General features: G+C 52.9%; 13 protein-coding genes. 10 read left to right on the forward strand and 3 right to left on the reverse strand.

Annotated elements, in window-relative coordinates; translation table 11 throughout:
* Positions 1-14: 14 nt before the first annotated feature.
* From E4T81_RS09420 to E4T81_RS09465, 10 genes are all read left to right on the forward strand, one after another.
* On the forward strand, positions 15-1847 hold the full coding sequence (locus E4T81_RS09420) for a RagB/SusD family nutrient uptake outer membrane protein (protein ID WP_135043891.1): 1833 nt from the start codon (positions 15-17) through the stop codon (positions 1845-1847).
* 26 nt (positions 1848-1873) lie between these two features.
* Entirely contained in the window at positions 1874-2323 is a 450-nt protein-coding gene (locus E4T81_RS09425; RefSeq protein WP_135043893.1) for a hypothetical protein, read from the forward strand.
* 80 nt (positions 2324-2403) lie between these two features.
* Positions 2404-3399 carry a hypothetical protein gene (locus E4T81_RS09430; RefSeq protein ID WP_135043894.1) on the forward strand — a complete coding sequence of 332 codons (996 nt, stop codon included), beginning with the start codon at positions 2404-2406 and terminating at the stop codon, positions 3397-3399.
* A gap of 673 nt (positions 3400-4072) precedes the next feature.
* Complete coding sequence (locus E4T81_RS09435) at positions 4073-7243, forward strand: two-component regulator propeller domain-containing protein (protein WP_167761823.1); 3171 nt, start codon at positions 4073-4075, stop codon at positions 7241-7243.
* Between the two features lie 233 nt (positions 7244-7476).
* Positions 7477-9156 carry a glycoside hydrolase 43 family protein gene (locus tag E4T81_RS09440; RefSeq protein ID WP_135043898.1) on the forward strand — a complete coding sequence of 560 codons (1680 nt, stop codon included), beginning with the start codon at positions 7477-7479 and terminating at the stop codon, positions 9154-9156.
* 19 nt (positions 9157-9175) lie between these two features.
* Complete coding sequence (locus E4T81_RS09445; protein ID WP_245207048.1) at positions 9176-10144, forward strand: pectinesterase family protein; 969 nt, start codon at positions 9176-9178, stop codon at positions 10142-10144.
* A 20-nt stretch (positions 10145-10164) separates the two neighbouring features.
* Positions 10165-11646 carry a tagaturonate reductase gene (locus E4T81_RS09450; RefSeq protein WP_135043902.1) on the forward strand — a complete coding sequence of 494 codons (1482 nt, stop codon included), beginning with the start codon at positions 10165-10167 and terminating at the stop codon, positions 11644-11646.
* Positions 11646-13148, forward strand: coding sequence for a UxaA family hydrolase (locus E4T81_RS09455; RefSeq protein WP_135043903.1), 1503 nt, complete (start codon positions 11646-11648; stop codon positions 13146-13148). Before E4T81_RS09450 ends, E4T81_RS09455 begins: the two co-directional genes overlap by 1 nt.
* Positions 13149-13163: 15 nt before the next feature.
* Positions 13164-14579, forward strand: a complete 1416-nt coding sequence (uxaC, locus tag E4T81_RS09460) for a glucuronate isomerase (RefSeq protein ID WP_135043905.1) — start codon at positions 13164-13166, stop codon at positions 14577-14579.
* A gap of 2 nt (positions 14580-14581) precedes the next feature.
* A complete protein-coding gene (locus E4T81_RS09465; protein ID WP_135043907.1) occupies positions 14582-16087 on the forward strand; it encodes an MFS transporter in 1506 nt (501 codons plus the stop codon).
* Between the two features lie 216 nt (positions 16088-16303).
* Here the strand turns inward: E4T81_RS09465 and E4T81_RS09470 are convergent, their stop codons facing one another.
* From E4T81_RS09470 to E4T81_RS09480, 3 genes are all read right to left on the reverse strand, one after another.
* On the reverse strand, positions 16304-17794 hold the full coding sequence (locus E4T81_RS09470; RefSeq protein ID WP_135043909.1) for a DUF3943 domain-containing protein: 1491 nt from the start codon (positions 17792-17794) through the stop codon (positions 16304-16306).
* 170 nt (positions 17795-17964) lie between these two features.
* A complete protein-coding gene (locus E4T81_RS09475; RefSeq protein ID WP_135043910.1) occupies positions 17965-19869 on the reverse strand; it encodes a hypothetical protein in 1905 nt (634 codons plus the stop codon).
* A gap of 27 nt (positions 19870-19896) precedes the next feature.
* Positions 19897-21414: a RagB/SusD family nutrient uptake outer membrane protein gene (locus E4T81_RS09480; RefSeq protein ID WP_135043911.1), complete on the reverse strand. Its 1518-nt coding sequence runs from the start codon at positions 21412-21414 to the stop codon at positions 19897-19899.
* Between the last annotated feature and the right edge of the window lie 12 nt (positions 21415-21426).

Genomic DNA, 21426 nt, shown 5'->3' on the forward strand with positions numbered 1-21426 from the left:
ACTTTATTAATACAATGAAATATATTAAGTCATTTCTAATAGCTGCACTTAGCTTATTGCCACTGAGCTCCTGCAGTGATTTTCTTGATGCTGAAAACAAGTCTTCGGGTGGCAATAATGCAGAAGACTTCTTTTCAAGTGATCCGGAGGCAATACTTCCTGTTGCTTATAACTCCCTCCGCTCGTTTGGTGTGAATGTATCAATACACGAGCATGGCAGTGACTTGTTCTACTCTCCTAAGTCTCAGGATTGTGATTATGCCAAGTTTATTCATAATGCTGAGGATGGTGGCGCAAAGAGTTATTATACTAATGGCTATTCCGCTATACAAAAGGCAAATGCACTTATCCACTATGGTGGTGAAGGCTCTTCATATGCCGATGAAGGTAGATTTGTTCGTGGATTAGTGTACTACTTGCTTACCCAGCAGTTTGGCGGAGTGCCTTACATCACTCATTATGTTCAGGATGCAAACCGTGATTACCCGCGTACTCCGTTGGATGAATTGTATGCAAATTTGATTTCTGATTTGGAAGATTTGTATGCTAATTCTTCTCTTCCTGATCAAGATCATAATGGTCGTGCTTCAAAGCAGGCCGTTGCTGCTCTGCTCGCAAAGGTATATCTTGCCGCTGCTTGGGATATAGACACTGACCTTGTAGATGCTAAGGAGGGTACTTATAATGTTAAGACTACCGACCGCTTCAAAAAGGCTGCTGAGTGGGCTGAAAAGGCTATTAACGGGATTCAGCTGACTATGTCGTTTGCTGATAAGTGGAGCCCTTACAACGAACGTAATGCTGAGGAAATTTTCTCTATTCAGTATGAACGCGCAGGGCTTCCTTCTGACCCGAACTCCTCCGGTCATAATCTCCAGAACCAGTACACCGCTTATTATGGTGACTGCAAAACTGTGTCTCTTAAACCTACAAAGGGAGGTGGCGACCAGAATTCGCCCAAATCGCTTCTTTTGTTTGAGAAAGGTGACCAGCGATTTGAAGCTACCTTTATGACTACGTTCTATTCTGCTGAGCGAATCGACAAAACTACTTCTAAATGGGGTGACCAAGGCTATTATGCATACTATAATGCTATACCTGAGGATCTTGCAAAAATGCCTATCACTTTGAAGTTCTTCCCGTATTATTATACAGACGCAGAGATTGAACAATGGCTTAATGACCATAAGGACCAGTGTTTCCTTCCGGCTGTTGATGCTTACAACTACAATACTCCTTTTGCTGCTCGTCTTGAGCCTGAGACTGTAACTAAATGGACATTTGGTGCTAATGGAACCTTTACAAAGACTACAGTACGTGGCGAAGACTTCTATGCTGCAGGTGCCGGTATGCAAGGATTCTGCGTGAAGAAGTTTGATGATCCTGCTACAACGCAGATGGTTGCTGACAATGGATACCGTGATATTGTACTTTTCCATGTTTCTCAGATGTATCTTGTTTGCGCGGAAGCCAATTATATGGCAGGAAATGAGTCGGCTGCTTTGTCTAAAATAAATGATGTGCGTAGACGTGCTGGTCTTGCTAATCTCGGCTCATTTGGTGCATATCAGCCTCAATATGTTGTATCATCCGCGTTTGCAGAGAAACCTCTCGACTTGATTTTGGATGAGTATGCTCGCGAGTGCTATGCTGAACAGACCCGCTATGCTGACCTCCGTCGTACAAAGCAGTTGATTCGCTATAATCTTGAATTTAACCGCAACATCAACTCTCTTGCTGACATGCAGAGCCCGAAAGGTGAGTTCAAGTGGCTTAGACCTATCCCGTCTGCTGAGTTTGACTTTAATACTGCATTGACTGCAGAAGATCAGAACCCTGGTTACTAATATTAATCAATTAAGATTTATTTGAAATGAAAAAAATATTTTTTGGACTGCTTGCCATGTTTGCGATGACTTTCGTCTCTTGTAAAGATGAGGCCGGCAATCCTGACCCCGGTACTCCCGTCAATGTCGCCGGCGCAGTTGAAGGCACATATACAGGTACGTGGACCCGTACTGATGCAGCTAACGCTGATAATGTCAAGAGTGGAACCGGTACTTTGACCTTTACTCAATATAATGATGAGAATTATGTTGTGACCGTAAATGCCAAGTGTGCTGACCTTGAAGTTGATATTACGGCTAACGCGAATATTAACCCGGCATTCGTATTTTTCAATGCGCTTCCCACTGATTTCGGCAACTCTTTCTCAGGTCGTGTGACAGAAGAGAAAGATGCTTCGATTTCTTTCGCAAAAACAATAAGGGATGGTCGTAAGCAATATACTTATTATTACGAGTTTTCAGGATCTAAGCAATAACAAAATTTTGGTGTCCCCACAATTGTGGGGACACCAAAAACTAAACTATTCTAAATATTAACTCTTAAATCATTAAAACAATGAAGAAGAATTTACTCCTTGCCGCTGCACTTTGTGCTGCATTCACCGCTTCTGCTGCTGTAGAGGTATGTTTCACAGTAAACCGCGATGAAATTGTTCCCAACCTCTCTGAGAAGCCCGTACTCGCTGAAGGAACAGTACTCGCTGAGTCTGAAAACGTTAAAATGATTTGGGCAAACGAAACTCAAATTAATGCACAGAATTGCGATTTCAACGGTATCAAGTCTATCCTCGTAAACGGCGAGCAGGTTGACCTCGTTCCCGGTGTAGGTGGTGAAACTAATCCCTCCGGTGTTGATATTTTCTCAGGACCTTCTCAGGGTGGTGTTCAGTATTGCTTCGAGGTAAAGAAAGATGGTTGGTTGATCATTCCTTCTAAGATCTCTTCTAACAAGAACTTCTATGCTTATGAAGGTTCTTTCGCAGGTGAGATGACCCTTATGGCTTACACTCTCGGTATGGCCCTTTATAGCTCTGATTATGCTGACTTGACTAATGGTGTATTCACTCTTCCCGCTGACGAGCTTGGTTATTGCGACCTTAACTCTCCCGAGCTTGACAAGTACACTCTTGGTGGTACAGCAATCGCTTGGCCTATCCGTATCTTCACTCAGAATGCTGAAGCTGCATCTGCAGGAAACGGTACCGGTGTAATCATGTTCCCCGTATTCGCTGACGCTGCTACTTACTATGTATTTGCTACCGGTTCAAAGATGAATACTTGTGGTGCTATCTTTGTAGAAGGTGAGGCTCAGCCCGAGGTTTCTCTTTATGGACCTGCTACTGAGGGTGACAATCCCCGTGCAGAGCAGAACTTTGTTATTACCGGCAAGGCACAGACTCCTCCTACCGGTGGTATCGACAACATCGCATCTGATGTTAAGGCTGCTGAGCTTGACTGGAATGCTCCCGTTTACAACGTAATGGGTCAGAAGGTATCTAAGAACTTCAAGGGTATCGCTATCCAGAACGGCGCTAAGTTCGTTGTTAAGTAATTGACGCAACCCCGCAATATAAGGGCGACCCATCCGGGCCGCCCTTTTTTATTCCCCCTCCAAACCCCGCAAGCACCCTCACACGCAATGTAGGGGCGAGTGGAAGCTCGCCCGCCCATCCGCAATGCGCCCTCACAAGCCCCCCACAAATGCAACCCCACACATGCAATGTAGGGGCGAGTGGAAGCTCGCTCGAAACACACGCAATGCCTCCATTTCCCTGCCTGGGGCACAACATTACCACCGCGTGACGCAACGCGGGCGAGCTTCCACTCGCCCCTACACTGCATGTATATCACTGCATGTATATCACTGCATGTACATGCCACGCCACATCACCGCACGTTCCCGCCATCCCGCACGCCCCTACACTGCAGGTATATCACTGCATGTACATGCCACGCCACATCACCGCATGCAACCCACCGCAACCCGCAAACACCCCTACACTGCATGTACATCCCCGCATGTACATGGCATGCACCATCGCCGCACGTCCCTGCCATGCGACGCTGCGGCTGCGCGATGGCACGCCATCCGGGGGCGGCTGCGCGGGGGCGTTTTATGTCAAAAAATCCAATGTGGATAAATTGTTGTGTATTTTTTGCCGTATAATTTATGGTGGAAAAATTAAAAATAGCTACATTTGTGGTCGATGCCTAAATCAATGACGATGAAACTCGGACATAAACTGACCATTCTGACACTTGCTATGTTGATTGTGCCATGTCTTGTCTCGGCGGCGATACGTGTGGAGCACTACGCCAAAAAAGACGGTCTTGCCGGCACTGTCGTGTCAGATATTCTGCATGACAGCCGCGGCTACATGTGGATAGGTACATGGGAGGGGCTGTCGCGTTTCGACGGAAAAGAATTTGTCAACTACAGCGAGGGCGACGCCACGTCGATCCCTTATCTCCATAACCGCGTGATGCGTGTCTACGAGGACGGTCTCGGCAATGTGTGGGTCATGATGTATGACGACCGCCTGTTCAGGCTCAACCGACGCACCGACACTTTTGACCGCATGGCGGAGGTGTTTCCCGATTTCCAGAACGTGAGGATGTACAATCCGCTCTTCACCGCGCGCGGCGACGTGTGGGCCGAGGTGCGCGGGACCGGGGCGATACATTTCATCGCCGACTCGGTCACCAACGCGCTCTCGGCGGAGATGGTGCCGCTCGTAGGGCAGGCAATCAACTTCCTGCATGAGGACAGCCGGGGCACTGTGTGGGCGGCGACCGACAAGCGGCTGTCGGTGCTGCGTTCCGACTCGCTACATTTCAACACCCTTGCCGACCATCACGACATACGCGCCGTGGCGGAGACCGGCTCGAAGGTGATATGGGGCACCGCCGACGGCTCGATTATCGAGTATGACTACAAGACGGGGCGAAACAAGATAATACCCCTGCTTCATAATGTCCCGGTGACGGCACTTTCTGTGTCGCCCGACGGGAAGACACTCTATATCGCCACATCTCGCTCCGGGCTCTACCGCTACGACATGCCCGACGGGCATCTGTCGCAGATTTTTGCGACTCCGGCGTCGGTCGACCGCCTGTTTACCGACAGCCACGGTCTGCTGTGGATAATCTCGCGCCAGCCGGGAGTGATGAAATATGACCCCGTGACCCGCGAGGTGACCTCGTTTGCCCAGGCTGTCACACCGTCGAGCTACGAGCCGACACCCGACATCGTGGAGTGTAACGGCGACGTGTGGGTAGCGATGACCGGAGGCGGATTCGGACGCTACGACCGCAGCACCGGGCGCCTCGACTATTTCCATAACGACCCGGAGAAGCCCGGCGACATGTCAAATGTCGTGCTTCAGTTTGACGTCTCCTCGCCCGACGTCGTGTGGCTGTCGACCCATCAGCGCGGACTCGACCGCGTGACTTCGGTCGACAACAAGGTGAGCCACACCTGGATCAAGGACCGCCCGCAGAGTCTTGTGGACAACGAAGTGAAATCCTTTTTCCTCGACACCGACACAACCTTGCTCATCGGCACAAAGGCGGGTGAGCTCTACCGCTACACCATTTCCGCCCGTCTGTTCTCCACGCTCACCACCGACTCCCGCGGGGAGCCGATAGGAAGGGTCTACTCCATATGCCGCGACGGTGACGGCGACATATGGCTCGGCACCCGTGGCAACGGACTGCTCCGCATGACCTCCGACGCCTCCGGCATGCACATCGCGAGCCGGTATGCCCATGACCCCGCCGACAAATACAGCATATCTTCCGACGAGATACAGAGCATCGTGACCGACCGCATGGGCAGGATGTGGATAGGGACCTACGGCGGAGGCGTCAACATCGCCGTGCGCGACGGCTCGTCGGGTATCATGCGGTTTATCTCGCCTGCCAACACGATGAAGGGCTATCCTCTGGCGTCGTGTGGAAAAGTGCGCTCCCTTGCAGCGCAGAGCGACGGCACAGTGTGGGCGGGTACCACCGAGGGGCTTGTGGCGCTGGTCTATGACGAAGCCTCTAAGGATGTCAAGGCGCGAGTGTGCCGCAAGGACGGCGACAACCCCGAGTCGCTTTCTACCGATGACATAGTGACCGTGTTTGTCGACAGCCGCGATGTGCTGTGGGTCGGCACAATGACCGGAGGGCTCAACCGCTATGAGGGCATGGAGGCGGGAAAGCCGCGTTTCACCGTGTTCTCTACCGCCAACGGACTGCCGTCAAACCATATAAAGAGCATCACCGAAGACCGTGACGGCAATCTCTGGATCGCGACCGATGAAAATATCGTCATGTTCAACAACGAGACTCAGGCGTTCAGCGTCTATCTTGAAGATGCCGACTCGGCAAATACGATATTCTGCGAAAACGCCGTCACGGTGCTGCCCGACGGCGACCCGCTCTTCGGAGCCAACAACGGCTGCTACCGCGTCGACAATCTGCGCATGTCGTCGGAAGCGTCGGGACGCCTGTCGCTTGTGATGACCTCGGTCTCTATCGACGGCGTGGACACCTCGCCCCGAGTAAACCCCGAGATGTCGGAATATGTGCCCGAAAGCGGAGTGGTGACGCTACGGTCGCGCAAGTCGACGCTCACGATAAAGGTGATGTCGCTTAACTACTCGCTGCAGAGCCGTGTGCGCTACAGCTATAAAATCGAGGGCAGGGGCGAAGACAAGTGGATTAACTGTGGTACCGAAAACACAATAACCCTCTCCGACCTTCCGTCGGGGTGCAACACGCTTGTCATCCGCGCCATGCTCTCCGACGACCCCTCCAAGTGGGAGGAGTGCAGGCTGCATATCGTGGTCCCCTCGGCGTGGTGGGCTACGTGGTGGTTCTGGCTCATCGTCGTCGCCCTGACAGCCGGAGGCGTGATGCTCTTCCGCTATGTCAGGACAAGGCGCGCCGAGCCTGCGGCGGCTGATGACTCGCAGCAGCAGGGCGCGCCGCGGCGCACATTTGTGATGGAGCCGGGCAAGATAGCCCTCGATGACGACGAAGACGAGAAATTTGTCAACAATCTTCTCGCCTGGATGGAAGAAAACTACTCCAATCCCGACATGAAGATCGACAACATGGTCACTTCGTCGGGACTCGGGCGCACGTCGTTTTACAACAAGCTCAAGACGCTCGCCAACACGTCGCCTGTCGAGTTTGTCATCGACTTCAGGATGAAAAAGGCGAAGATGTTTATCGAAAACACCAACAAGACCATCGCCGAAATCGCCTACCTCACCGGCTATATCGACCCCCATTACTTCACCCGCGCTTTCAAGACCCGCTACGGCGAGACCCCGACACAATACCGCAAGCGGTATAACGCGTCGGCTGCCGACAAAAGCGCCGACAGCGCCGACAAGCAGTAAAACTCGGGGTTTTTACTCCCCCTGGCAGGGCTTTTGATAAAAAGTCTCATTCTTTTGGCAGGAAATGCAGTTGAAGATTGCCGGAGATTTAGTAATTTTACAAAACTTAAATCAACTTAACCTGTCATCATCAAGCGGAGGCGTCTGGTAGCCTTGCACGTTACCTGCCCGGATCTTACCATGAAGCTGCCCCGAAGTAGTGTTGACCATAAACTAATTATCAAGACACAGTTATGTTTATAGGAAAAAAATCCGTTTTTGCGGCAATGCTCGCATCGTGTGCGCTTGTGTCAACGGCGCAGATTTCCAATGTCTGGTCGCCCGACCTTGGCAACGGTGAATACAAGAACCCGATTATAAATGCCGATTATTCCGACCCCGACGTGGTGCGTGTGGGCGATGACTACTATATGACAGCGTCAAGTTTCTGCGACATCCCCGGACTGCCCGTGCTCCATTCACGCGACCTTGTCAACTGGACGCTTGTCGGTCATGCTATCGCCGAGATGCCCGAGTATGCACAGGCGGCTCCCGACCCCTCCCACGGTAACGCCGTGTGGGCGCCCGCCATCCGCTATCACAACGGAGAGTATTATATCTACTACGGCGACCCCGACCTCGGTATCTTCATGACAAAGACCAGAAATCCCGCCGGTCCCTGGGAACCGCTCGTGTGGGTCCACAAGGCAAAGGGCATCATCGACACCTGCCCCTTCTGGGATGAAGACGGCAAGGCTTACATAGCCCACGGATATGCCGGAAGCCGCGCAGGCGTGAAGAGCATACTCGGCATGATCGAGATGACCCCCGACGGAAAAAGCACCATCGGACAAGACCGCATGATTTATGACGGACATGTCGAAAACCCCACCATCGAAGGTGCCAAGATGTATAAGCGCGGCGACTGGTACTACATATTCTCACCTTCCGGCGGTGTCGCTACCGGCTGGCAGGAAGTGCTGCGCTCAAAGAGCCCCTGGGGTCCCTATGAGGTGCGCAACGTGATGGACCAAGGCACAACCGACATCAACGGTCCTCACCAGGGAGCGTGGATTGACACCCCCGACGGCAAGGAAGACTGGTTTATCCATTTTCAGGACAAAGGCCCTTACGGACGTGTCGTACATCTGCAGCCTATGAAGTGGAATGAAGACGGCTGGCCCGTGATAGGTGTCGATCCCGACGGCGATGGCCGCGGAGAGCCTGTCTTGAAATATCGCAAGCCCAATGTAGGAAAGACTTACAAGGCGGTAAATCCTGCCGAATCCGACGAGTTTGACTCCAATACCCTCGGACTGCAGTGGCAGTGGAAGGGCAACCCTTCAGCGCTATGGTATTTTGCCGATGCCAATGAGTCAAAGCTCCGCCTCTTCTCCCACAACACCCCCGGCGCAGAGCGTCTTTACGACATGCCCAATCTGCTGTTGCAGAAATTTCCCGCCCACAACTTCACCGCTACCGCAAAAGTCAAGTTCTGTCCCCGTGTCAACAACGGAAAGGTGCAGGCAGGCGAGCTCGCCGGACTTATCGTGATGGGCTATAACTACGGCACCATCGCCCTCGAAAGCCGCGAAGACGGCATATATCTTGTCAACATCGACTGCGAGAAAGCCAACAAGGGCGGCAAGGAGACAAGAGGCGAGTCAATCAAGATTGACGGCGACAAAGAGCTTTACCTCCGCGTCCAGGTGAAATATACCGGAGCCAAAAAGCCGACAGAGAAAGCCGACTACACTGCCGAGGCAACATTCTATTACAGCCTTGACGGAAAGAAATACACCCGTTTCGGCAAGCCGCTGAATGTAAGGGAAGGCCACTGGATAGGCGCCAAGTTCGGTATGTTCTGCGTACGCCCCTGGCATAGCAATGACTCCGGCTGGCTCGATATCGACTGGTTCCGTGTAACCAAGTAGCCGCTTCACGATGATGACGATGTTACGTAACTTATCATTAATATCACTACTGTTCCTCGCCCTGACGGTCTCGACACCGCTCGGGGCGGTGGAGTATAAACGCCATATTACCGTCGCGCAGGATGGCTCCGGCGACTACCTGACCCTCACCGAGGCAATGGAAGGCATACGCGCCTTCATGGACTACACGGTGACAGTCGACATCAAAAACGGCGTTTACCGCGAAAAGCTCGTGATTCCGTCCTGGCTTGAGAATGTAGAGTTTATAGGTGAGTCGGCCGACAGCACCATAATCACTTTCAGCGATCATGCCAACATAAACAAGATGGGCACATTCCGCACCTACACCGTGAAAGTGGAGGGCTGCGACATGACATTCCGCAACCTGACAATCGAAAACAACGCCGAGCAGCTCGGTCAGGCTGTCGCGCTTCACACCGAGGGCGACCGCCTGTCGTTTATCAACTGCCGTTTCCTCGGCAACCAGGACACCATTTTCACCGGCGGAAGGAAAGCGCGCCTCTACTTCGGCGGCTGCTATATTGAAGGCACCACCGACTTTATATTCGGTCCGGCGACGGCACTCTTTGAAGACTGTACTATCTATTCCAAGCGCGATTCCTATATCACCGCCGCGTCGACCCCTGCCGATGTGGAGGTCGGTTATGTGTTCAACCGCTGCAAGATAAAGGCGGCGCCCGGAGTAGGGAAGGTGTATCTCGGTCGTCCCTGGCGTCCTCATGCCTTCACGATGTTTATAGACTGCGAGATGGACGGTCACATAACTCCGGCCGGATGGGACAACTGGCGTAACCCCGAAAATGAAAAGACCGCCCGCTATGGCGAGTATGGCTCCACCGGCGCCGGCGCGTCGCCCGACACCCGCGTGACATGGGCGCTGACCCCCGATGCTGAGACTGCGCGCCGCTATGTCGACGCCTCCGGTATTTTTACTATGACTGACAATTGGAAACCAAACAAACAATAAACTATTAAAACATATCTTTTATGAAAGTATTGAATAAACTTACAGCCCCTAAGGCTGTGGCTCCCGAAAAGATCATTCAGTTCGGTGAAGGTAATTTCCTCCGCGCGTTTGTTGACTGGATTGTTAAGAACATGAACGACACTACCGATTTCAATGCATCGGTCGTAGTGCTTCAGGGTACCCGCAACGCGTTCCCGATGACTCTTCTCCAGGGTCAGGACTGCATGTATCATGTCAATCTTCAGGGTCGTCTTAACGGAGAGGTTGTAAACTCGCTCACCCGTATCGACTGCCTCAGCCGCGGTCTTAACCCTTACGAGCAGTTTGACGCTTACATGGGTCTCGCTGACCAGCCCGAAATCCGCTTCGTGATTTCCAACACTACCGAGGCAGGTATCACTTTCAGCGCCGAAAGCAAGTTTACCGACGCTCCCTGCGAGAACTATCCCGCCCGTCTTACCCAGCTTCTCTACCGTCGTTTCAAGACCTTCAACGGAGCTGCCGACAAGGGTCTTATCATAATGCCCTGCGAGCTTATATTTGAAAACGGCCACCACCTCAAGGACTGCATCAACAAGACTATCGACCTCTGGAAAGAAGACCTCGGCGCCGACTACGAGACATTCAAGAACTGGTTCAACACATATAATTATGTATGTGCCACTCTCGTTGACCGTATCGTTCCCGGATTCCCCCGCAAGGAAATCAACCAGATTCAGGAAAAGCTCGGCTACAAGGACAATGTTGTGGTACAGGGCGAGGCATTCCACCTCTGGGTTATCGAGCGTCCCGACAACATGTCGATCGAAGAGCTCCGCGCCGAGTTCCCGGCAGAGAAGGCTGGCCTGAATGTCATCATCACCGACTCCGAGGCTCCTTATCATGAAAGAAAGGTGACCCTGCTCAACGGTCCCCACACAGTGCTTTCACCCGTCAGCTACCTTTCAGGTGTAGACATCGTGCGTGATGCCTGCAACCATCCCGTGCTTGGCGAGTACATCCGCAAGGTGCAGTTTGACGAGCTTATGCAGACCCTCAATCTCCCGATGGACGAGCTGAAGAAGTATGGCGAAAGCGTGCTTGAGCGTTTCGACAATCCTTATGTAGACCATCAGGTGACTTCAATCATGCTCAACTCATTCCCGAAGTTCCAGACCCGTGACCTCCCCGGACTGAAGACCTATCTTGAGCGTAAGGGCGAGCTTCCCAAGGGCATTGTGCTCGGTCTTGCCGCAATCATCACTTACTACAAGGGTGGCAAGCGTGCCGACGGCGCCGACATCGTGCCTAACGACGACCAGCAGATCATGCAGCTTCTCACCGACCTCTGGGCTACCGGCGACACCCGCAAGGTGGCAGAGGGAGTTCTCGCTGCCGACGAGCTTATCTGGAAAGACCACGGTAATCTCAACAACATCCCCGGTCTTACCGACCTCGTTGTCGAGTATCTCGATTCAATCCGTGACAAGGGCATGCTTGAAACCGTCAAGACTATCCTCTGATTATGAAGGAATATATCAAAATCAATCCCGCCGACAACGTAGCAGTGGCGATAACACCCCTCTCCAAGGGCACGGCTATCGAAATCGACGGCAAGACAATAACCCTCGTGACCGATATACCTGCAGGACATAAAGTGGCCCTGCAGGATATCGCTGCGGGCGAAAATGTGATTAAATACGGATTCCCTATCGGACACGTGCTCCACGATGTAAAGGAGGGAAGCTATCTTGACCATAACGACATAAAGACCAATCTTGCCGGTCAGCTCGACTACTCCGACATTAAGATAAAGGGTGTCACCGCCGAAAAGGAAAGTGCCCCCGAGCTTACATTTGAAGGCTATGAGCGCAAAGACGGTCAGGTTGGCATCCGTAACGAGATATGGGTGATTCCTACCGTAGGCTGTGTCAATGGCATCGTGAAGCAGATTGTTGACCGCTTGAACGAAGAGACAGGCGCGGAAGGCGTCGACGGCATCTTCGGATTTCCCCATAATTACGGTTGCTCTCAGCTTGGCGACGACCACGAAAACACAAAGAAGATACTCCGCGACATGGTGCATCACCCCAATGCCGGAGGTATACTTGTCGTGGGTCTCGGTTGCGAAAACAATCAGCCCAAGGTGTTTGAGGAATTCTGCGGCGACTACGACCGTGACCGCGTGAAGTTCATGGTGTGTCAGGAAGTGGAAGGCGACGAAGTGGAGGCAGGTCTCGAGATATTGCGCGGGCTTTATGACAACGCCAAAGGATTGAAGCGCACGACCGTGCCTGCATCCAAGCTCCGCATCGGACTCAAATGCGGCGGTTCCGACGGATTTTCAGGCATCACGGCTAATCCGCTTCTTGGCGCGTTTTCCGACTTCCTCTGCGGTACGCAAGGCGGTACTACAGTGCTTACCGAGGTGCCTGAGATGTTTGGTGCCGAGACCATCCTCATGGAGCGTTGTGCCGATGACAAGCTGCTGAATCAGACGATTGACCTGATCAACAACTTCAAGCAATACTTCCTCAGCCACGGCGAGCCTGTAGGCGAGAATCCCTCACCCGGCAACAAGGCGGGAGGTATCTCGACCCTTGAGGAGAAAGCTCTCGGATGCACCCAGAAGTCGGGCAAGAGTCCTGTATACGGTGTGCTTGAATACGGTGAGCGCATCCACAACCACGGGCTGAATCTTCTTTCGGCTCCCGGCAATGACCTTGTAGCCTCGACCGCACTCGCTGCCGCAGGCTGCCAGATGGTATTGTTTACGACCGGACGCGGCACCCCCTTCGGCACCTTTGTGCCCACGATGAAAGTGTCGACCAATTCCGGACTCGCCGAGCGCAAGCCGGCTTGGATTGACTTCAACGCCGGAGTGCTTGTCGAAGACGAGTCAATGGATGAAGTGCTTGCGCGCTTTGTGAAATATGTAATCGAGGTGGCAAGCGGACGCTTTGTCAACTCCGAGAAGAGCGGTATCCATGAGATATCAATTTTCAAAAATGGTGTAACCCTTTAACCTTAGTAAAAAACAATGAAACCCTTTATGGATGAAAACTTTCTGCTGCAGACAGAGACCGCGCAGAAACTGTACCATGAGCATGCAGCTAAAATGCCCATCATAGACTACCACTGTCACCTTATCCCCAAGATGGTGGCTGATGACCATAAATTCAAGTCGATTACTGAAATATGGCTTGGCGGCGATCATTACAAGTGGCGTGCCATGCGCTCCAACGGTGTTGACGAGCGTTTCTGCACCGGAACCGACACTTCTGACTGGGAAAAGTTTGAGAAGTGGGCGGAGACAGTGCCTTACACTTTCCGTAATCCGCTCTATCACTGGACTCACCTTGAGCTGAAGACCGCGTTTGGCATAGACAAGCTTCTTAACCCCACCACCGCACGCGAGATTTTCGACGAGTGTAACGACAAGCTCCTTAACGACCCGACGATGACCGCACGCGGCTTCATGCGCCGTTACAACGTGGAGACTGTCTGCACCACCGACGACCCTGTTGACTCGCTTGAATATCACAAGCAGGTGCGCGACAGCGGCTTTGAGGTGAAGATGCTCCCGACATGGCGTCCTGACAAGGCTATGGCAGTCGAGAATCCCGCCGAGTTCCGTGCTTATGTGGAGAAGCTTGCCGAGGTGTCGGGCGTGACAATCAGCAAGTTCAGCGACATGGTTGACGCGCTGCAGAAGCGTCACGACTTCTTCGAGGAGATGGGCTGCCGCCTTTCTGACCACGGTATCGAGGAGTTCTATGCCGCCGACTATACCGATGGCGAGATTGACGCCATCTTCGACAAGGTATATGGTGGAAAGGAACTTACCCACGAGGAAATCGACAAGTTCAAGAGCGCGATGATGATTGTGTTTGGAGAGATGGACTACGCTTCAGGATGGACACAGCAGTTCCACTACGGAGCTATCCGCAACAACAACTCCAAGATGTTCAAGCTGCTCGGCCCCGACACCGGTTTTGACTCAATCGGCGAGTTCAATACCGCCAAGTCATGTGCGAAGTATCTTGATAAACTCAACAGCCGTGGCAAGCTTACAAAGACCATCCTTTACAACCTCAATCCCTGTGCCAACGAAGTGATCGCCACTATGCTCGGTAACTTCCAGGACGGTTCAATACCCGGAAAAATCCAGTTTGGTTCAGGATGGTGGTTCCTTGACCAGAAAGACGGCATGCAGAAGCAGATGAACGCTCTGTCACTTCTCGGACTTCTCAGCCGCTTCGTAGGTATGCTTACCGACTCTCGCTCCTTCCTGTCTTATCCGCGTCACGAATATTTCCGCCGCACACTCTGTAACCTCGTCGGTACTGATGTGGAAAACGGAGAGATTCCTTACACCGGCTATGAGGCTGAGCGCGTGAACAAGATGATTGAGGACATCTGCTACAACAACGCTAAAAACTACTTTAAGTTCTGATTATGGCTACGACAACACCTTTATCCGCAGCCAATAAGAAGATGACCAGCTTCCGCTGGACTATCTGTCTGTTGCTATTTCTTGCAACAACTGTCAACTATATGGACCGCCAGGTGCTCTCGCTTACCTGGAAAGAGTTCATCTCTCCTGAATTTCACTGGACCGATGCCAACTATGGTCTTATAACCGCCGTGTTCTCCATCGTCTACGCGGTAGCCAACCTTCTCGCCGGACGCTTCATCGACTGGATGGGAACCAAGAAAGGCTATCTGTGGGCTATCGGCGTGTGGTCGGCAGGTGCATGCCTCCATGCGGCTTGCGGTATCGCTACCGAAAGCTATCTCGGACTGCATGACGCTGCCGAGCTGCTCGGCGCCACCGGCGACGTGGCTGTGATGATAGCCACTGTATCGGTTTATTTCTTCCTCATGGCGCGCACAATCCTTGCTCTCGGCGAGGCGGGCAACTTCCCTGCCGCAATCAAGGTGACTGCCGAATACTTCCCCAAGCGTGACCGTGCGTTCGCTACCGCTATCTTCAATGCCGGATCGGCTGTAGGCGCGCTCGTGGCTCCGTTTACCATCGGCCCGCTTGCAAAGTATTTCCAGAGCATCGGCTGGGGTAACGGTTGGGAAATGGCGTTTATCATCATCGGTGCGCTCGGTTTCGTCTGGATGGGATTCTGGATTTTCCTTTATAAGAAACCCGCTGAAAATCCCCGTGTCAACGAGGCTGAGCTTGCTTACATCGAGCAGGATGACGACGCCCCCGCTGAGACTGCTAAGGAAAAGGCTGAGATTGAAGACAGCGAGACTGCTACCATCCCCTTCCTGAAGTGTTTCAAGTACCCCCAGACATGGGCTGTGTTCTTTGGCAAATTCCTGACCGACGGTGTGTGGTGGTTCTTCCTCTTCTGGACTCCGGCCTACATCACCGACGTGTTCAAGCTCTCAACTTCTTCAGGTGAGGGTATGATGATGATTTTTGTACTCTATCTTATCACCATGTTATCAATCTATGGCGGTAAGTTGCCTACAGTCTTTATCGACAATGCAGCGCGTCGCGGCGTGAAGGTTGACGCCTATTCAGCACGTATGAAGGCAATGCTTATCTTTGCCGTGTTCCCCTTGCTCGCGCTTGCGGCACAGCCCCTCAGCTCTGTATCGCCCTGGATGCCTATTATCATCATCGGTATCGCCGGTGCGGCTCACCAGTCATGGAGTGCCAACATCTACTCTGTAGTTGGTGACATGTTCCCCAAGAGCACCATCGCCACTATCATCGGTATCGGCGGTATGGCGGGAGGTATCGGTTCATTCCTGATTAACCTTGGCTCAGGCGTACTCTTTGACTATGCCGAGCAGACCCGCATGGCATTCATGAGCTATGAAGGCAAGCCTGCCGGCTACTTCGTGGTATTCTGTATATGTGGTGTTGCCTACCTTGTAGGCTGGGCTATCATGAAGCTCCTCGTTCCGCGCTACAAGAAAATCGAAGTCAACGCTTAATCTCCGCTGACTATATTGACAAAGAGAGGGTGTTCAGAATTCTGGACACCCTCTCTTTGTATCTGTATATCCGGGCGACCTCCCGCCCTGCGCCATGCCACAAACATCTGTACAGGCAAAGTAGGGGCGAGTGGAAGCTCGCCCGCCGTCCACCCAATGCAAAGAAGGTTTTTCCACGTTGGGGATGGGGGCTCCGTCTCGACAATGCCCGCGCGGTTATAGCTTGTAGGTGAGCATGAGGCGTAGGGCGAAGGAGTTGGAGGTCATGTGGGGATAGTCGCGGTAGTGGGTGGAGCGGAGATAGTTGGAAAACGAGAATGTGGCGTATAGCTTTTTCCAGACACGCAGGTCGGCGCGGAGTTCGGTGACGTTAAACAGCGCCACAGAGCGGTCGCCCTGTGCATCGAGGGTCTTGTAGTCCACGTTGTCAAGATTGGTACCCCGCCGGTAGCCTTTCCAAGTAAAAAGGCGGTAATATTCATTGGATAGCGACAGCGAAAACCGGCTCTTGTCAAAGACCAAATTCACTCCGCCCTTGATTGAAAATCCGCTTGCGAGATTATAGTTGCGCTCGTCGACGTCATAGTGGTCTGACAGAACGGAGCCGAGTATGACGGCATTGGCGTGGGCGTAGGCATCGAGCACAAAGCGGTGACGCTCTATGTCGCGGAACATGATTCCGCAGCCGAGGCTCGCAGGGATACCGAGCTTATAAGGCACCTTTGCCGACACGCTCGATATCGTGTCGGAATCATAGAAGTCGAAGTGCTGGTATAGTCCGATGCTCATGTGCTGGCGTTCCTTTTCAAGAAGCTCGCGGGCGAGCAGCCTGCCTTTTATTTCCATCTGTCCGAGCAGGGGCTGGGAGTTGACTATGTTGACACATCCGCGAAACGTGAAATAGTCATAGGGCTTGGTGCTCTTGACCTCGAATCGGTCACCGTATTCGATATTGATTTCAGCCGCCGCGCCTATGCTCGCGTCATATCTTTCATGGCGGAACTCAAGCATGCGCGCGCCGAGCGAAAACTCCATCGCGAAGTTTGGGGTCCCGAAAAGCCGCCCCGAGGTGGGGCGCACACGCCACGCGTCGCTTGTCAGCACACGTGTAAGCCCTCTCATCGGGGAGATGAGAAATGCCGCAAACTCCCTTCCGAAACGTGCGGCTCCGGTAAGGCGGTCGTCAAGCACTGCATCGGAGGCGCGGAAGCAGACCTCGCCTATCGCCGCTCCGCCTATGGGGGTGGCGATGATGTCGTTGGTCGACGGGTATTCACATTCCATGAACAGTTCCCACATCGCGCTGCCTCCTATCGCAAACAGTTCTGATTTCCAGAAATTGTAACCATTGGAGCGGGCGGCATTGAAAAAGAGGTTGCCGTTGTAAGGATGGGCAAACATGTTTGTGCCGAGCTTGTCGTTGTCCCACTTGAATCCGTGGCGGAAGTTTTCCTTGATAGTGTGCCATGAGATGTAGGCGAAGTCGCCTTTCTGTATATAGCGGTCAAATGCCCACAGCCCGAGGTTGAAGCCGACGACTTCTCCTGTGGCACGCCAGAAATGCTCTTTCCCGTAATAGGCTATGTCGGTGGAGTCGGGCTTCACCTGCGGGGCGACATACAGCTTGATAGGCATCTGTGCCCATGCTCCCGGGAAGGAGATGAGCGACAAAATTACAGTTGCCAGTATCAAGAGACTCCGTTTCATAAACAAATAGCCGAATCATTTTGAGGTAATAACAAATATCGGTGGTTAAACTGTTCTGTGAGGCATGTAAAAAAACGTGGACGGCAGCCCTGTGCCATCCACGTTGAGATAAACCTAAACAAATTCCCACCTTAAATTATCGCGGGGGTCGCTTTATTGTACCGTTTGATTTATTCGTGATGTTCCTGAAGGTGAATCTTGGAGACATTTACCACGGTTGAGGGGGCGCATCCTCCGAAGTCGAGCACGAGGCTCACCTTGTCCATGTCGATACCCGGCATGTTGACCCACTTGAACTCGCAGTCGTCGTAGGCTGTGAGCTTCACCCTGTCAGCCATGTAAAATACATTGTCGTTGTCACCTCCGCCGGCGAGCACGAGTTTTACCGTGACACCGGGATGGTCGGTTGTCGAGTTCATCACGATGCGGAAGTCATACTGCTTGTCGGCTGCTGTAGAGATGTCGGAATGCAGTTTTACCTGAGCCTGCCACTGGTCAGAGGTGGCTTCGGGAAGCGTCACAGTGAAATCCTTGCCGTTTTCTTCAAATCCCGGGTCGGCTATCTGCGCCCATCCCGGAGCGTAGAAAAACTCGGTGGTGTAAGTCGCGGCAGTCCATAGGTTGGCTTCATCCACCCAGGTCACGGGAGCTTCGGGCTCTTCAGGCTTTTCGGCGGGCAGCACAGTGCCGTCATCGTCGGCGTGGTTCTTGAGCACGATATTGCTTATCGAGATTTCAGTGTTTTCAGCGTTTCCACCGAAGTCAAGCACGAGCTTGAGTGTCGGTGCGTCTATGCCGGGGAGGTCTGACTTATAGAATACGAAGTCTTCGTAAGCCTTCAGCGCCACTCTCTCCTCAAAGAGGAAGTTGCCGTCGTCGCCATCCTGGGTCAGCTTGACTGTCACTCCGGGGTGGTCGGTAGAAGAGTTGAGCACTATGGAGAAGTCATAGTTGGTAGCTGAATTGGCTGAAATGTCGGTTATAAGCGGCATCTGAGCCTGCCACTGGTCGGAAGTGGCGGCGGGGAGAGTAAGAGTGTAGCCGTTGGCGGTCACTTCATAGGCAGGGTCGGCAATTTGCGCCCATCCGGGTGCATAGTAGAATCCGCCTACAGTGACATTTGCGTTGCGCCACATGTTGAACTCGCTGTCATACTTGAAGCCTGTGAAAGGCGCCTCGCCTTCGAGTCCGAGTATATAGTGCCATGCGATGCTTCCGTTGTCGATTGACAGCTCGATATTATCGTTGGTGATGGAGTGTACCTTGAACTTCGGGTTGTCATATGCCTCGTTAAACGGCAGGTAGCCTAACAGAGTGCCTTCCGGGAATACAAGATACATGTCGGTGCCTTCGGTCGTGAGCTTGAAGGTAGACTCTGCAAGCTGCGCGGGGGCGGAGTAGTCGACGCCGTCGCCGGGGTTGCTGTCGGAGTAGGGAGGCAGCGAAGTGATGCCGGTGTTGACATAGATTGTACCGCTTGTGCCGGGATCATAGGTGTATTTTCCCGAGTCGGTCCCGCCGTTGTCGGCAAAGATGAAGCGGTTTTCATACATTCCTACACCGTCTTTGTCGTGGGGCGCTGCGCTCCACCAATCAAGACCGTCGGAACCCGATTTTCCACAGCCGAGGTGACCGCTCTTATCAGCTGCAAACATCCATGTCTTGCTGTCGCCGTTAGTGAGGCGGCGCATGTAGGGAGTGTAGTCGACGAGGGTGTTCTCGATATTGATTTCAACGACCTTAGAGCCTGTCGACACTCCGTTGCGGTTGCCCATCCTCACCTCCACGGGGTAGGTGCCTGCCACGGTGATGATGCCTTTATAGACGGGGCGTGTGGAGATTTCCTCTTTAGTGGGGCTGGTGTGGATAGTCCACACCGGATAGTAGCCCGGATTGTTTAGCGTAAGCGTGTACTCGTTGGTCTCCTGGTCGACTGTTACGGTGACGTTGATGTCGCTTGCTTCCGGAATCGCGTCAGGATTCACTGTGTCAAACTCATCAGGCGAGCAGGCTGTGAATAGTCCTGTGCCGAGCAGCAGGGCGAGCGAGGCTATGCTGTTAAATATCTTTTTCATCTTGATGTGATTTTCTGGATATTGATTTTAGTAATTGTTTTGTTTGAGAGTGCCCTGTGACTTGTCGATTTCACTCTGCGGGATGGGCAGATATTTCTTCGACTCGCTCCAGGTGTTGGTGCGGTAACCGTATTGGTCGGGAACAAGCACTGTGGCTGCCTTGCCTGTGCGTACAAGGTCCCAGTAGCGTTTGCCTTCACCTACAAACTCAAGATGGCGCTCTTCGATCACGTTGTCGATAGTGGCGGGTATGGAAGCTACATTGGCGCGTGAACGTACCTGGTCAAGATAGCTCTGTGCGCTGCCGGAGCCTGCTCCGCGGAGTATCAGCTCGGCTGCGTTGAGGAGTGTCTCGGAGTAGCGGTAGATACGCAGATTGTTGTTCCAGTTGAGCTCTGATGATGCCTTCTGGTCGGCGTTGTTGCCGGTGATGGCTGCATATTTTTCAAGGAACAGTCCGGTGTCCTGATAGCGCTTCACGTAGTCGGCTCCTACCGCGCCTGCGTTCCAGCAGGTAGCGTCGCGACGGGTGTCGGCTGCGTCATATCGGTCGTAGGTCTCCTGACGCACGGGGCAGAATCCCCATCCTCCGTCATGACCGTCGGTGCCACCGGGCCAGTTGTTGGGGCTGATAAGCGTGGGAAGCACTGTGCCGCCTGCGGCGAGAGGTGAGCCCCAGTCACGGATGGCGTTGTCATCCTTGTAGTTGATTTCAAAGATGGATTCTGACGTCCATTCGCCCTCTTCCTTGAAGATATTGGTGTAGTCGGGGTTAAGATCATAGCCGGGCTCGTTGATGATTTCGGTCATGTAGCGGAGCGCGGTCGGGTAGCGCTGTTCATCGTTCTGATACATCACTATTTCGGCATAGAGCATGTAGGCCATCGCCTTTGTGACGCGTCCGAGATTGGCGTCGGTCTCTTTCATGGGGAGTGCGTCAAGCGCTATCGCTGCCTCAAGGTCGGCGATCATGAAGCCATATACCTCGTCGGCGGTGTATTGGGTGCCGAGATAGGGCGAACCCTCGAAATTAGTCTCGAAATACACGATGTTGCCCCAGAATTTCCATAGCCAGTTGTAGTAGAACACGCGCAGTGTCCTTACCTGTGCCTCGTAATAGTCGCGGTGTTCCTGCGACATGTCAGGTATTTCCTTAGCCATGTAGGCGATCACGTCGTTGCATCGCTTCACTCCGCTGTAGGCGTCGGTCCAAAGTCCGGAAATCACGGCATTGGGGCGAGCCTCGAAGTTCATCATGTAGTGCCAGGGGGCGTTGTCGGTCTTGTCGGCTCCGCCTACCCACATGTCATCAGCCATGATGTCGCTCATGATGTTGACGGGATTGTACTCGTTCATCGCCCAGTCGGGCCAGTGCAGAGGGTCATATGCCGCCACCACCGCCTCGGCGATGTGGGCGTCGGAATTGAAATACTCGTCGATTGTAGTCTGTGTCGGCGAGGTCACTTCAAGGAATGAATCGGAGCAACCGGTAAGAGACAGGGCTGCTGCAAGCATTCCTGCGGCTATATATTTACAGTTTTTCATTTTAGTCATGAT

The sequence above is a fragment of the Barnesiella sp. WM24 genome, from assembly GCF_004570975.1.
Lineage (GTDB): Bacteria > Bacteroidota > Bacteroidia > Bacteroidales > Muribaculaceae > Muribaculum.

Excerpts from the sequence above, each read along its gene's own strand:
- E4T81_RS09420 (WP_135043891.1), top strand. The coding sequence starts at position 15 with ATGAAATATATTAAGTCATTTCTAATAGCTGCACTTAGCTTATTGCCA.
- E4T81_RS09425 (WP_135043893.1), top strand. The coding sequence starts at position 1,874 with ATGAAAAAAATATTTTTTGGACTGCTTGCCATGTTTGCGATGACTTTC.
- E4T81_RS09430 (WP_135043894.1), top strand. The coding sequence starts at position 2,404 with ATGAAGAAGAATTTACTCCTTGCCGCTGCACTTTGTGCTGCATTCACC.
- E4T81_RS09435 (WP_167761823.1), top strand. The coding sequence starts at position 4,073 with ATGAAACTCGGACATAAACTGACCATTCTGACACTTGCTATGTTGATT.
- E4T81_RS09440 (WP_135043898.1), top strand. The coding sequence starts at position 7,477 with ATGTTTATAGGAAAAAAATCCGTTTTTGCGGCAATGCTCGCATCGTGT.
- E4T81_RS09445 (WP_245207048.1), top strand. The coding sequence starts at position 9,176 with ATGTTACGTAACTTATCATTAATATCACTACTGTTCCTCGCCCTGACG.
- E4T81_RS09450 (WP_135043902.1), top strand. The coding sequence starts at position 10,165 with ATGAAAGTATTGAATAAACTTACAGCCCCTAAGGCTGTGGCTCCCGAA.
- uxaC (WP_135043905.1), top strand. The coding sequence starts at position 13,164 with ATGAAACCCTTTATGGATGAAAACTTTCTGCTGCAGACAGAGACCGCG.
- E4T81_RS09465 (WP_135043907.1), top strand. The coding sequence starts at position 14,582 with ATGGCTACGACAACACCTTTATCCGCAGCCAATAAGAAGATGACCAGC.
- E4T81_RS09470 (WP_135043909.1), bottom strand. The coding sequence starts at position 17,794 with ATGAAACGGAGTCTCTTGATACTGGCAACTGTAATTTTGTCGCTCATC.
- E4T81_RS09475 (WP_135043910.1), bottom strand. The coding sequence starts at position 19,869 with ATGAAAAAGATATTTAACAGCATAGCCTCGCTCGCCCTGCTGCTCGGC.
- E4T81_RS09480 (WP_135043911.1), bottom strand. The coding sequence starts at position 21,414 with ATGAAAAACTGTAAATATATAGCCGCAGGAATGCTTGCAGCAGCCCTG.